This window comes from Roseibium sp. FZY0029 (genome assembly GCF_036350355.1).
Lineage (GTDB): Bacteria > Pseudomonadota > Alphaproteobacteria > Rhizobiales > Stappiaceae > Roseibium.
In genome coordinates, this window is sequence record NZ_JAZDVZ010000002.1 from 557,108 (window position 1) to 571,017 (window position 13,910).

9 protein-coding genes are annotated in these 13,910 nt (G+C 61.2%); 5 read left to right on the plus strand and 4 right to left on the minus strand.

Annotation, left to right across the window (positions count from 1 at the left end; all coding sequences use genetic code 11):
• Window positions 1-31 precede the first annotated feature (31 nt).
• Window positions 32-5,806, plus strand: a complete 5,775-nt coding sequence (locus V1T76_RS07135; RefSeq protein WP_330559939.1) for an antitoxin — start codon at window positions 32-34, stop codon at window positions 5,804-5,806.
• 333 nt (window positions 5,807-6,139) lie between these two features.
• On the opposite strand, the gene V1T76_RS07140 is transcribed toward V1T76_RS07135, so the two are convergent.
• Window positions 6,140-6,496, minus strand: a complete 357-nt coding sequence (locus tag V1T76_RS07140; RefSeq protein WP_330559941.1) for a MarR family winged helix-turn-helix transcriptional regulator — start codon at window positions 6,494-6,496, stop codon at window positions 6,140-6,142.
• A 341-nt stretch (window positions 6,497-6,837) separates the two neighbouring features.
• Here V1T76_RS07140 and V1T76_RS07145 point away from each other — a divergent pair, with 341 nt between their 5' ends.
• The 3 genes from V1T76_RS07145 to V1T76_RS07155 are packed head-to-tail and all read left to right on the plus strand — an operon-like array spanning window position 6,838 to window position 9,704.
• A complete protein-coding gene (locus V1T76_RS07145) occupies window positions 6,838-7,866 on the plus strand; it encodes a TRAP transporter substrate-binding protein (RefSeq protein ID WP_330559942.1) in 1,029 nt (342 codons plus the stop codon).
• 2 nt (window positions 7,867-7,868) lie between these two features.
• Window positions 7,869-8,378 carry a TRAP transporter small permease gene (locus tag V1T76_RS07150; protein ID WP_330559943.1) on the plus strand — a complete coding sequence of 170 codons (510 nt, stop codon included), beginning with the start codon at window positions 7,869-7,871 and terminating at the stop codon, window positions 8,376-8,378.
• Window positions 8,379-8,396: 18 nt separating this feature from the next.
• On the plus strand, window positions 8,397-9,704 hold the full coding sequence (locus V1T76_RS07155) for a TRAP transporter large permease (protein WP_330559944.1): 1,308 nt from the start codon (window positions 8,397-8,399) through the stop codon (window positions 9,702-9,704).
• Window positions 9,705-9,789: 85 nt separating this feature from the next.
• Here the strand turns inward: V1T76_RS07155 and V1T76_RS07160 are convergent, their stop codons facing one another.
• Window positions 9,790-10,539 carry an SDR family oxidoreductase gene (locus V1T76_RS07160; protein ID WP_330559945.1) on the minus strand — a complete coding sequence of 250 codons (750 nt, stop codon included), beginning with the start codon at window positions 10,537-10,539 and terminating at the stop codon, window positions 9,790-9,792.
• 95 nt (window positions 10,540-10,634) lie between these two features.
• Here V1T76_RS07160 and V1T76_RS07165 point away from each other — a divergent pair, with 95 nt between their 5' ends.
• A complete protein-coding gene (locus V1T76_RS07165) occupies window positions 10,635-11,549 on the plus strand; it encodes an AraC family transcriptional regulator (protein WP_330559946.1) in 915 nt (304 codons plus the stop codon).
• A gap of 5 nt (window positions 11,550-11,554) precedes the next feature.
• Here V1T76_RS07165 and V1T76_RS07170 read toward each other — a convergent pair whose 3' ends face one another.
• Window positions 11,555-13,078, minus strand: a complete 1,524-nt coding sequence (locus V1T76_RS07170) for an SH3 domain-containing protein (RefSeq protein ID WP_330559947.1) — start codon at window positions 13,076-13,078, stop codon at window positions 11,555-11,557.
• 212 nt (window positions 13,079-13,290) lie between these two features.
• Window positions 13,291-13,896, minus strand: a complete 606-nt coding sequence (locus V1T76_RS07175; protein WP_330559948.1) for an ABC-type transport auxiliary lipoprotein family protein — start codon at window positions 13,894-13,896, stop codon at window positions 13,291-13,293.
• Between the last annotated feature and the right edge of the window lie 14 nt (window positions 13,897-13,910).

The following is a 13,910-nucleotide window of genomic DNA, read 5'->3' on the forward strand; positions in this document are numbered from 1 at the left end:
TGTAATGAGTACGGATGTGAGGCGACCCTAAATGGCAAATCCGACAAAGGCGAAAGATCCGGCAGAAGCGGCTCTCTCAGCAGTTGAAGAAGCCCTGAAACTCGATTTCGGCGGCCCGGATACCACAGAAACAACCTCCGCGGCAGAGGCCAGCCCTGCCCAGGCGGAACCGGCACGCCGGTCCCAGGGGGAAACGCGCGGCCAGTCCCAGCGCGAAGAACAGCGCCAGTCCAGGCGCCGTGGCCGCGGCGGACGCCCGCCCGCAGCCAACGATGACCGCCGGAACATCGGCAACCTGATCTATTCCTTGCAGCGCCGTCCCTCGTCCGCGCCGTTCTGGGGCGCCCTTGCCCTCAGCGCCCTGTGGGCCGCGCTCGGCAGCAGCCTTTTCATGACCGCGTTTTCCGACAAGGTCGGATCGCTGACCGATCCCCAGACCCTGATCGGCTCTCCGGAAATGATCCTGGCCGTCGTCGGCATTGTCGTCCCCATCATCTTCTTCTTCGTCATGGCCATGATGATCTGGCGCGCGCAGGAAATGCGCATCGTCGCCCGGGGCATGACGGAAGTCGCCCTGCGTCTGGCCGAGCCGGAAGACATGGCGAAGGAAAGCATCCTCAGCGTTGGCCAGGCCATCCGCCGCGAAGTCGCGGCCATGGGCGACGGCATCGAACGCGCGATCGCACGCGCCAGCGAGCTGGAAGTCCTCGTCCATAACGAAGTGTCTTCGCTGGAACGCTCCTATAATGACAACGAACTGAAGATCCGCGCTCTGATCGACGAGCTGATCAGCCAGCGCGAGTCCATCGTCATGAACGCCGAGCGCGTCCGCGAGACCATCGCCGGTGCCCACGAGAGCTTTGCCTCACAGCTTTCCAGCACCTCCGGCGAACTCGGCAGCACCGTGGACCATGCGACGCAGCGCATGATCGACGCGGTCAACAGCCGTGTCGAAGAACTGACCTCCACCGTCGACAGCCGCATCGAGTCCCTGGGCGCTACGCTGAATGCCTCCGGCAACGAACTGGTCGACAGCCTCACCGTCCGTGCCGAAGACTATGTTGCCCGCCTCTCCTCCACCGGCAACGACCTGGTCGACAGCCTGGCAGAGACCGGCGCCACCATGTGGGAAACGCTCACGGCGCGCGGCAACGAGGTCAACGAACGCTTCGCCAATACGGCGAATACCTTCGTGGAAACCCTGTCCGAACGCAGCACGGCGATCAACGAGACCCTGGCATCGTCCAGCAACTCGGTGATCAACACCTTGAGCGAAAAGGCGGACGAGTTCCGGGTCACCCTGGAAACCACCGGCACCAACGTCGGCGACGTCATCACAGCGCGCGGCGAGGAAATCAACGCCAACCTGTCGCTCACCTCCGGCCGTCTCATCGACACCATCACCTCGCGCACCGAGGAACTGGTGGCCACTGTCGACAACCGCGTCACCACGCTGGACGAGTCCCTTGCCGAAACGGGCAACCGCGTTGTCGAGAGCATTTCCGAAAAAGGCCAGGCGGTCACCGACACCATCTCCATCCGGGGTGCGGAAATCGTCGAAACCCTCTCCAGCCGGTCCACGGAAGTTGCGGAAATCCTGCGCGGTACCGGCGAAAGCATCGTGGTCGATCTGTCGCTGCGCGGTGGTGAAATCGCCTCCAAGCTTGACGAGACTGCAGGCTCCCTCACCCAGACCATCTCCGTTCGCGGTGGTGAGCTGGCAGAGAAACTCGACAATATCTCCGAGCGGATCTACACCGCCATCTCCATCAACGGCAGCGAGCTGGACGAACGTCTGGCCGCCCGCAGCAACGAGATGGCCACCGTCCTGGAACAGCAGACCATCGGCTTCCGGGAAGCCCTGGAAAGCGTTTCCGGCGAGTTCTCCGCCAGCCTCGGCGACCAGACCGGCGCGCTTACCCAGAAACTAGCCGAAACCGGAACTCAGCTTGCCGAACTTATCGGCAGCCGCGGCGACCGCGTTGCCGGAGACATCAACCAGATCAGCGGCAAGATTGCCGAAACCCTGGAAGTCCGCGGCCAGGCGCTGCAGGATGGTCTGTCCAGCCGCCTTTCCGAACTGGAAACCATCGTCACCGATCGCGGTGGCCAGCTGATCGACGCCTTCGATACCAAGACGCTGCTCTTGTCCGAAGCACTGGATTCCCGCCTGTCCACGCTGGACACGACCTTCGCGACCCGGATCGACTCCATGGACGCCTCCCTGGGCAACCGCATCGCGGCCATGGATGCGTCGCTCGACCAGCGCTACTCCGCAATCGATGCAACCCTGAACGACCGCATCTCGGCCATGGACGCATCGCTCGAGCAGCGCTACACGGCAATCGATACGAGCCTGAGCGAGCGGATCGCGGCCATGGATGCAACGCTCGAGCAGCGTTACACCTCCATCGACACGACCTTGTCCGACCGTATCGCCACCATGGACAGCTCTCTGGAGCACCGTTTCACGACCATGGACGCAACCCTTGGGGAGCGGATCGGCACCATGGATGCCTCGCTTGAACAGCGCTACTCCCTGATGGATGCGACCCTGACCGATCGCATCAGCACGCTGGACACCTCGCTTGAGCAGCGCCTGTCGTCGATGGACAGTTCGCTCAGCGAGCGTATCTCCACGATGGACGCCTCTCTCGGCAGCCACATCAACACTCTGGACCTGACGCTGGATCAGCGGACCGCGGCCTTCGAAGCAACCCTGGAAGCCCGCACGCAGATCCTGTCCGACGCCATCGAGAACCGCACCACCGGCATCAGCGATGCACTGGAGGAAAAGACCCGCAACATCACCGATGTGCTTGCGGATCGCTCCGACGCCATCACGCTGCAGCTTGGTCAGCGGATCGAAGCGGCCGGCAACACGCTTGCCGAACGCGCCGAGGAAATCGGTCAGTCCCTGTCGGAGCGCGTCGACACTGCGACGTCTGCAATGGCCGACAAGGCCGAGCTGATCTCTGCCTCCATGACCAGCGGCACCGACCGGATCGACGAGACCCTCGACGCCCGGGCCCGCCAGATCTCCGAAACCCTGATTTCCCGGACCAAGGAAATCGCCAAGGCCTTTGTCGACGGTCAGGACGAGATGACCTCTGCCCTCGACAACCGTCTGGCGGAAGCCGGCAGCGTTCTGGGCAAGCAGAGCGAGCAACTGACGGAATCCCTGTCCGAACGCATCGCCGAGATCAACGTCTCCCTGGGCGCCAAGGTGTTCGAGGTTGCAGAAACCCTCGACAGCCGTGCCACCCAGCTCGAAACGCTGCTCAATGAGCGCCTGGAAAGCATTTCCGGCACGCTCACCGGCGAAAGCGAGCGCGCCCGTGACATTCTCACGGCCGTGATCTCCGAAGCCGGAGCAACGCTCTCCACCGAAAGCACGCGCCTGCGCGACGTGGTTCAGGAAGCGGTCACTGCCGCCGTCCAGACCCTCTCCGACGAGCGCAACCGCACCGTCGAGATCGTCGACAGCGCCCTCACCCAGGCAACGGAGAAGCTCTCCGGCGAAGGCGACCGCATGCGCCAGATCGTTCTGGGCTCCGTTGGCGAAGCCCGCGGCGTTTTGGTAGGCGAAAGCCAGAAGGCAGCAGACGCTGTCACCTCCGCAATGAACCAGGCAACCGGCGCAATGTCGGGTGAAAGCGGCAAGATCCGCGAACTGGTCCTCAGCGCGGTTGGCGATGCCGCCCGTGCCATGGCCGCTGAAAGCGAAAAGGCCCGTACGCTCTATGCCGGCACGCTGGCAGAATTCTCCGGTTCCCTGACCGGCGAAAGCGAAAAGGTCCGCAACGAGCTCTCCGGCCTGATTGCCGAGATCTCCGGCAACCTGTCCGCCGAAAGCGAGCAGGCCCGCATGACGCTGGCAAAAACGCTGGAGGAAATCCGCGGCCAGATGTCGAGCGAAGCCGGCATGGTTCGTGCCCGCGTCAACAGCGCCGTTACCGAAGCGGCAGATCTTCTGGTCGGTCGCGGCAACGAGGTCGCCAACGAACTGCTCGACAAGGCAACCGCCCTCAACGAGGCCTTCGGCGCCCGTTCCGGCGAACTGGCCAAGATCGTCGGCACCGATGGTAACGAACTCATCAACGCCATCGAACTGCGGGCCAACGACCTCACCGGACGCCTGTCCGAGGTCCACACGGCGATCCTCGAAGCCATCACGGTCAAGGGCCGCGATGTCACCGACACCTTCGCCCACACCGGCCTCGACGCCACCCGCTCGCTGGTGGAAGCCGGCGACCGCATCGTCGCCAGCATCAACGAGCGCAGCGAACAGGCAACCACCCTTCTCACCGACACCAAGCGGCGCCTGGAAGCGGACGTTACCGAGATCCTCAACAAGATCGAGACGTCCAACACCAACCTGCAGGGTATCGTGGCGACTGCTGGCGAGAACCTCAACGAAGTGGAGGGCAACCTCGCCCGCCGCGCCGGCGAGTTCCGCTCTGCCGTTGACCGGGCAGTCTCGGAAACCAATTCCACCACGGCTCTCATCACCGAGCAGGTCGCGAACCTGCGCGATGTGACGGATACCACCCTGGCGGATATCAAGAACCTCACCGGCCGCTTCGGCGACCAGTCCGAGGAACTGACCAAGGCAGCCCGTCACCTGGAGGACACCAACCGCTCCGTCGAGAGCCGTGTCTCCGAGCGCCGGACCGCGATCGAGGAAGTTGCCGACACGCTTCTGGCCAAGACCGAAGCCGTCGACACGCTTATGCGCTCCTTCACCAAGACCCTGTCGGAAACGCTGGAAACGGCAGACGACAAGGCACGCGATGCAGCCAACATGCTGTCCGCGGCGGCTGAAGCTGCGTCCAAGCAGGTGTCCGAGCAGTTCGAATCCATGCGCCTGACGGCAGGCATGGAGGGCCAGAAGGCCCGCGACGCGATCCGCTCCGCACAGGACGACATCATCGCCGAGATGACCCGCACCGTCACCGAAGCCTCTGATCGCTTCAACGATGCGGCCGCCCGGATGCGTGATGTTGCCCGCGAAGTTCACCGCGAGCTGGAAGCAACCCGCGGCGAACTGAAACAGGGCGTCCTGAACCTGCCGGAAGAAGCAGAAGAATCTTCCGCGGCGCTGCGCAAGGTGGTCAACGAGCAGATCCGCGCTCTGACGGAACTCTCCGAGATTGTTGCCAAGCAGTCCAACGCTCTGGACATCTCCCGGCCGCAGGCACAGGCAGTAGCGGCAAGCGCCGCTCCTGCCCCGCAGCAGCAGCCGGCACCAACGGTGACCTACGCTCCGGCGGCCCCTGCGCGTCAGCAGAGTGCTCCGGCCAGCGAGCCGCGTCCGGCTCCGGTCAACACGCGCCGTCAGCAGCCTGCCGCTGCCGAAAACACGAGTTCCGGTGGCAAGGGCTGGGTCGCAGACCTGCTGCGCCGCGCCTCGCGCGACGACGACGCCGGTTCCGACACGGACATGAGCCGCACGCCGCTGCACACGGTAGAAAGCCTGAACTCGCTTTCGGTCGACATTGCCCGCGCCATCGATCACGAAACCTTCGTTGATCTGTGGAACCGCTACCGCAATGGCGAGCGTCACGTGTTCACCCGCCGCCTCTACACGCTGCAGGGTCAGCAGACGTTTGACGAAATCCGTCAGAAATACGCGCGCGATCCGGAGTTCCGCACCGCTGTGGAACGCTACGTGGCCGACTTCGAACAGCTACTGGCCCAGGTGTCGCGCAATGACCGCGACAACATGCTCGGCCAGACTTACCTGACGTCGGACACCGGCAAGGTCTACACCATGCTGGCCCACGCCAGCGGCCGCCTCGACTAAGAGCCGGTAAACAGACACGAAAAAGGCGGCCACGGGCCGCCTTTTTTATTCTGTCGCAGGAAGGCTGGATTTCGCCAGCACTCTTTGATGGCCCCTCCCCGCATCTTATTGACCCTCGGCACCATTTTGACTGAATGCTATCAGTCACTTTGGTGATCCCTTCAAACGCTCTGCCAACGCGTCAGCCCCGGGCGAGCATCGCGAGACCCGGCGCCCACTCATTTGCAGAGCGAGAGTGGGTTCTCCCAAGCAGTGAAAATCCGCTGGTTCACACGATGCGCTGGGTGCGTTCCCTCACGGTTCTGCATGATCATGCAAGACCAGACCGTCCGTTCAATCGATCACCCCTTGCAGCTCGTCCGCCAGGTTCTCCCGGATCCGCCGTGTAATCGCGAGAAATCCCTCGATTTCCTGAGCTGATAGGCCACTGAGCATTTTCTGTTCGACAGCTTTCAGCTTGGGGGCCAGATCCTCAAAGGCGGCCCGCCCGTCATCGGAAAGCTGCAACAGGAAGCTGCGCCCGTCGGCCTCGTTGCTTTCCCGCGTCAGAAAGCCTCGTTCTTCCATGCGTTTCACGGCTCGGCTGACCACCACCTTGTCCATGCTGGAGCGGGAGACGATTTCGCTTGCCTGAAGCCCGCCGGAGGCAGATCCCAGGATGGCCATCGTGCGCCATTCGGCCGGCATCATGCCGTAATCCCGTTGATATACCGCCGAGAGGGCTCGTGTAACATCGGAATAAAATACACGTACCTGGTATGGAAAAAACGATTCCAGTTCAAAGTCCGGCAGTGGAGCGTCCGGCGTTTCGCTTTCAATCCCAATGACTTCTTTGGTGTCGGTTTCCGGTTCGGTCAGCTTTGGCATCGGCACTCAACAGGTTCGGTTAGCTCGTTAGCACGATTTTACGATTGACTTGGTTTCATGTGTAACTATTTTGTTTCATATGTAACTATGTTTGGTATCTTGTTTCAAGTCCGGGATCATACCGGCAGAAACGGCCTTCATGAAATGGAGGGGAGGAGAAAATCGTGAAACAGTTGAAGTGTCTTTCCATATTGGTAGGCGTCGCCGCTTCCGCGTTGACAGGTTTCATCGCCAGTGCATCAGCGGACGAGTTGGTGATGTCGTCCTGGCTGCCGCCGAAGCATCCGCTCGTGACCGAGGTGATGGAGCCCTGGGCCGAGGAAGTCGCCAAGGTTACCGATGGCCGTGTAACCGTGCGCATCCTGCCCAAGCCGGTTGGTTCTCCGCCGGAGCATTTCGACCTTGCCGCGGAAGGCATCGTCGACATCACCTACGGGCTGCATTCCTTTACCCGCGATGACCGCTTCCTGCGCTCGCGCATCGGCCAGTTCTCGTTCATCGCTGACACCGCCGTCGAAGGCTCCAAGGCCTATTGGGACGTCTATGGCGGCACGCTGGACGCACAAAGCGAGCACAAGGGCACCAAATTGCTCGGCCTTTGGGTGCATGGCCCGGGCATGTTCCACAACAACCAGCGCAAGATCGAAAAGCCTGAAGATTTTGCGGGCCTGAAGATCCGCACGCCGGGCGGCTATATCGCGGACCTGTCTCAGGACCTCGACATCATCACCCAGTTCATGGGCCCGGGCGAAGTTTATGAAAAGCTGTCGCGCGGCGTTATCGACGGTGTCACCTTCCCGATGGAAGCTCTGCAGGCGTTCAACCTGACCGACTACACCAAATACTCCATGCGTCTTCCGGGTGGTTTCTACAACACCTCCTGGTTCATGGTCATGAACGAAGACATCTGGGACGGCCTGTCGGAAGAAGATCAGGCGGCCATCGAGAAAATCTCCGGTGAGGCCCTTGCCGAAATGGCCGGAAACGTCTGGGATGGTGCTGACGCACGTGCAGCCTCCTTCATCGCCGACAAGGACATCGAGGTATACGACGCGTCCTCACCGGTTCTGGAGGCTGTGAAAGACCTTGCAGCCAAGCACGAGGCCGCTTGGGCGGCAGCCGTTGCCGAAACCGGCTTCGACGGCACAGCGGCGCTTGCCGAGTTCCGCGACAAAACCGGCATCAAGCACTAAACATGTCTGCCGAACAAAATGGCCAGGCACCTCGCCGGATCGATACGATCCGGCGAGGTGCCGGTTTCCTGCTTGGTCTGGCCTGTTTACTCGTGCTGGCCGGACTGATCGGGCTCACCTGCGTCGACGTCGTCGCACGCTATGCTTTCAACAGCCCCGTCAACGGCGCTTATGAGCTGACAGAGATTCTGCTGGCCACTCTGATCTTCCTCGCGCTGCCGCTGACAACGGCCGCCGGCGAGCACATCGAGGTGGAACTGCTGGACGGGCTCAAGAGCACCTTCCTCAAGCGGTTCGGCACCCTGGTTGCCGCCGTGTGTACCGTCGGCGTTCTGGCACTGATCGCCTACAAGCTGTTTGAACATGCCGAAAAGATGGACCGCCGCGGACAAGTGACGGATTCCCTTCAGATCCCGCTCTCGCTGATCGGCTGGCTGGGCGCTGCCTCCTTCGCGCTTTCCGCCCTCGCCGCCATCGTTTTCGCGGTCAGACGGTTCCGTGAAAAGGCCTGAAACCAGTGAGTATTGATTATGCTTGAAGCTCTGATCGGTTTCATTGCGCTGTTTGCCCTTGTGCTGCTGCGCGTTCCCATTGCCATTGCCATGATCATCGTCGGCACGGCAGGGTTCGCAGTGCTTCGCAACTGGAACGCGGCGCTCAATCTGCTCGGCAATGCCGCTTTCGAGACAGGCCTGTCCTTCACCCTGTCGGTGATCCCGCTGTTCATCCTGATGGGCAACCTCCTGACCATCTCAGGCGTCAGCCAGTCGCTGTTCTCCACTGCTCACCACATGCTTCACCGCATGCGCGGCGGCCTTGCAATGGCGGCAATTGTCGCCTGCGGCGGCTTTTCCGCCGTCTGCGGCTCGTCTCTGGCGACAGCGGCCACCATGTCGAAGGTCGCCATGCCGTCCATGCGCAAGGCGGGCTATGCCGACAGCCTGGCAACCGGCTCCATCGCGGCCGGTGGGACGCTCGGCATCCTGATCCCGCCCTCCGTCATCCTGATCATCTACGGGCTGCTCACCGAGGCCGATATCGGCAAGCTCTTCATTGCCGGCATCATTCCGGGTCTTCTTGGCGTCCTGTTCTATCTCGCTGCCATCTATGTAACCGTTCGGCTGAAGCCCGAACTGGCGCCCGAGGCGTCTGAAGACATGAAGCTCGAAAAGCGGGATGTCTGGGGCGTTGCGGCGGTCGTCGGCCTGTTCGCCGTCATCATGATCGGGATTTACGGTGGCTTTTTCACCCCGACGGAAGCAGCCGGCATCGGCGCGGCGACCTCCTTCGTGATCGCGCTGGTGTCCGGTGGCCTGACCTTCGAAAAGCTCTACACGGCTGCGATCAACTGCGCTCGGACCACCGCCATGATCTTTGCGATCATCATCGGCGCGGAAGTCTTTTCCAATTTCATCAGCTATGCCGGCGTCCCCGACGCGCTTCTGACCTTCGTTCAGTCGCTCGACGTCAACGCCTATGTGGTGATTCTGGTTCTGGTGCTGATCTACGTGGTGCTGGGAGCGGTGCTGGAAAGCCTGTCGATGATCCTGCTGACAGTGCCGGTCTTCTTTCCGCTGGTCAGCTCGCTCGACTTCGGGAGCGGTCTGCTGGCCAATCCGGAGATGGTGCTGATCTGGTTTGGTATCATCGTGGTGGTGGTCACCGAAATCAGCCTGATCTCACCACCAATCGGCCTCAACGTCTTCGTGCTGCGCTCGGTGCTGACCGACGTGCCGCTGCGGACGATGTTTGCCGGCATCATGCCGTTCTGGCTGGCCGACATCCTGCGTCTGGCGCTCTTGATCGCCGTTCCACTGCTGTCGCTCGCCCTCATCTGAGGTCCTGTCATTCGGCCCGGCATCTGGAAAGCTATAACCGAATAGGTCTGCCGGGCGGCACTCAAGCCGCCCGGCAGATCGCCTTTCAGGCGACAAGCGCTTCGGCATCGTTGCCGGCAGGCAGATGAGCGGGACAGGACGGATCGGTGACCGCCCGCCAGATGGCTTTCACCACATCTTCCGAACGGGTCAGTTCCCCGGAAGCCTCTGCCATGAAGGCGCTCATCACGTCCTCGACAAACGGTTTGTAGGCCGCAGGCGCTTCCTGTGCGTCCGCCATCAGCGCCCGTGCGTTGCTTCCAAAGCTGGTCGAAGGTGCGCGGCCCGGCAGGACCAGTTGAACACGGATGCCAAGCGGCGCAAGTTCCAGAGCCAGACAATCCGTATAGGCGTTCACGGCCGCCTTGCTGGCGGTATAGACCGGCAACAGCGGCAGAGACTTCAGCGTAACGCTCGACGACACGTTGATGATAACGCCCTCGCCCTTTTCCCGCATCTGCGGCAGCACCGCACGGATCATCTCGAAGGTCCCGAAGGTATTGGTGTCGAATATCCTGCGCACCACGTCTTCCGATGTGGCTTCAAAAGGCGACAACCAGCCAACGCCTGCATTGTTGACCAGCACATCCACCGGCCCGGCAGCGGCCACTGCCTCGGCGATGCTGGTGCGGTCCGTCACGTCCAGTGGCAGGATGCGAATCCGCTCGGAGGCCGGCAGCAAAGTGGCGTCCAGCTTGCGCATAGTCGCAACCACCTGCCAGCCTTCACTCAGAAAATGCCGCGCCGTTTCCAGGCCGAAGCCGGAGGAACATCCGGTGATCATGATGGTCTTCATGACAAAGTCTCCTGTTGTTTGATGCTCCCCATATCGACACAACAGACAAAACTTTCTATCATGGATAATCTCAGTTTATTTATCGAAAGTCCGAAATGGCAGATCCACTGTCCGAGGTGATCACGCTTTTGCGGCCAAGGGCCCCCTTTTCGAAACTCGCGGAGGCTGCCGGCCCCTTCCGGCTACGGCGGGACGACATCAACGAAGCGTTCTATTGCCTCGTGCTTATGGGGCGGCTGAAGCTGGAAGTGGATGGAAAAGAACCGGTCATCTTGTCGGCGGGAGACTTTGCTCTGCTTCCTGCCGTCGGCGGGCTGACTGTCTCCAGCCTCGAACCGCCACCGCCTCCGGGCCACTTGAGCCAACCGGTGTACGGTGAAGATGGCGTTGTGCGCATTGGTATGGCGGCCCCGCATGAAACGCCTCCTGAGGTTCAGCAACTGGTTGGCCATTGCAGCTTCGGCAGTCCGGACGCCGAACTTCTGGTTTCTCTCCTGCCGGATATGGTGGTGGTGCGCGGCGAAGACCGCCTGGCCTCTCTGGCCGCCCTGGTGCGCGACGAGGCACGTGCCAATCGTCCGGCAAGAGATGTTGTTCTGGAAAACTTGTTGCAGGTCCTCCTGATCGAGGCCTTCCGGTCCACCATTCAGCCTGCGGCCTCCAAGGGCCTTCTCAGTGGCCTGGCGGACGCACGGGTTGCGCCAGCCCTGCGCGCGATGCACAGCGCTCCGCATGAGGCCTGGTCGATCCGGACGCTGGCAGGCGAAGCCGGCCTTTCCCGCTCCGCGTTCTTCACCCGCTTCAACCGCATCGTCGGCCTGCCGCCAATGAGTTATCTGCTCAACTGGCGCATGACACTTGCAAAGCACATGCTGCGATCAGGCCTTCACAGCATCGGCGAGATATCCAGCCGGACCGGCTATGGCTCCACCAGCGCCTTCAGCACAGCCTTCACCCGCCATGTTGGCTGCCCGCCGGCAAGATACGGCAAGGCACTTGCAACAGGCTGATCCGGCTATTGTTCCTGGACCTCGCTCCAGGAAGGCTTCACCCGGCGCGTGATCGGCAGGAACTCACCGGCTTCGTAGTAAAGGTTCGGCGATACATAGCGCGCGCTGACCCAGCCGATTTGCCCTTCAAACTGCCCCTGGTACCAGATGCCGACCTTGTCTCCACGGATCATGCAACCAGTCAGGGACAGCGTGGCCCCGGCAGGCAACATGCCCAGTACCTGCCCTCCCACATCGGGGCTGGAGCGGAAATTCACATTGCTTTTCACCCGGCCGGAAGGGCCACCGTTTTCTGACAGCCATCCGCTTGAGGAAACAAGCCGGTTGTCCGAGCACCCTAGGACGTTCCCCATCAGACCCAGCGTTACAGGCGCTGAAATGACTTTCCTGGACGCACACCAGCCCTGCAGCGCACCGTTGACTTCCTCGTTACCGGGGCCCTGTTGCAGGCAAAGAGGTTTGCCGCGCCACAGCGCAACCGACAAGGCGCCCTCTGGCGTCATCGATAGTTGGCAAGAGAACGCGTCCGTATATAGGGTTGCCGTTCTGCCCTTCAGAGACTTCAAGTCCGAAAGGGTGAAGTCGGAGTTCATAAACTGAAACAGGTCGGCGACCTCGTAATAGGCCTTGAAGGATCGCCCTGCCACATTGACGGTGTTGCAGACTTCGTTGGCGTCATAGTCGACGCCATCCCCCACATGAACAAGATTTGCTTCAGCTTCGTTGGAAACGGGTGAAAAGCCGAGGTTCCAGGTGTTAATTCCACCGCGCAGATAGAAGAAGCTGTCAGCCGTCGAATGCTTCAAGGCCTCCATCATCAGTTCAGGAGGATTGATATTGAATCCGATCAGCTTGCTGTAACGCTCGGTCACCTGGTAGCCAAAGGCGAGGATCTTGTCGATGCGTTCGACCTGCGCCCCCTGATCTCCTGCCAGATACGCCATGTGAAAGCCGAGCTCTGCGCCTTTTTCGACATATCTGGCATCGTTGGCAAAGGGAGACACCATGTCCACGGAGAGTGAGAACGCCAGAGCACAGGCAGACAGACATCTGGAGTTCTTCAGCACGAAGACACCGCCGATGTTCGGATCCTGACTTTCAAGATTGTACCGGATCTTGTCAGCGATCTTGAACCCTTCGAGGAAATCGCCTCCAGGGCTGTTGAAAACAAGGTATCGGACTGACGGGCCGTCGATAGCGTCCAGAAAGGCAGATAATTTGCCAGCATCTCCCTTTGCAATCGGACCTGAAATCTCGATCACATGCGTCCCCACGTCAGGATCGGCTGGATGGAGCACATACTGATTGATCTGCCCAGCCTCTCCGTCGTCCACGATTGGAAGCTGCGCCAGGACACTATGAGGTCCTTCCGGGGGATAAATAAGCTTGAGGCTTCTCAGGTGCGGTTCGAGATCAGGCCGCAGCCTGAAGTCGGCTGCCTTTGCAAAGGGCATGGTAATAGCCCCCAGCAGCAAAATGAAAAGCAAGGCACCAGCCTTGCACCAGACGGAACCGGCAACTCTCGTCATGTCTCGCCCCACGTTGACCTTCGGCCACCTGACTAGCAGGCCGCTGTTTTTTTCATTGCCCCCAGATAGGGAAGACGGCAACGAATTTTTTCAGGGCACTGGTTTTTGCGCAACACCGGTCAGGCAGATGATGAGAAATGCTCCCCTTCGCCTTCAAAGCCGGAGGTGCCAGGGGCAAGGCTACGTGCTTGCTCATGTCAGGGGTAACGGTGTCAGACGTTCTGCAACGTCCAGGCAGCCATTTCGGCAAACACGCGGTCAGCCGACGCATTCATGGCCTCGACCGCCTTGTCGACAGATGTACTTCCGGAAGTGGTTTCCGCGCGGAAGACCTTGTTGGCGACCGTTCGTCCATTGCGGTCGTTGACGATGCGGGCCGAAATTTCGACGACGCCGCGATTGGCACCGGCGAGCTGAAGTTCGAAAGCGCGGATTTCGGTCTGCAGCTGATAGTCGATCAAAAGCCCGTCGCCCGGCAGACCGACACCGCGCAGGCGGTTGGTGTTCTGGAGGGTTTCGACCAGTTTCAACTGAACCACATTTGGCAGCGAATCCGCCCAGGCAGAATCCGGGAAGTAGGTGTAGACAGGGCCCTTGTCGACAACGGCAATGTAACTGGTATCCAGCGCCTTCAGTGCCCGGGGGGCAGCTACCAGAACCTGGACGCGACTGGAGCGGCCCTGCAGGCCACCGACATCGGCCGCACCGATGCTGTAGTAGGCCGAAGGCGCGGAACTGGCGCATCCGGACACAAGCACGCCGAGCCCGAGAGCGGTCAAGACGCCCCGGCGGGTCATGTCAGTGGTTGCCTTCGTCATACGCCCCTGCCTCT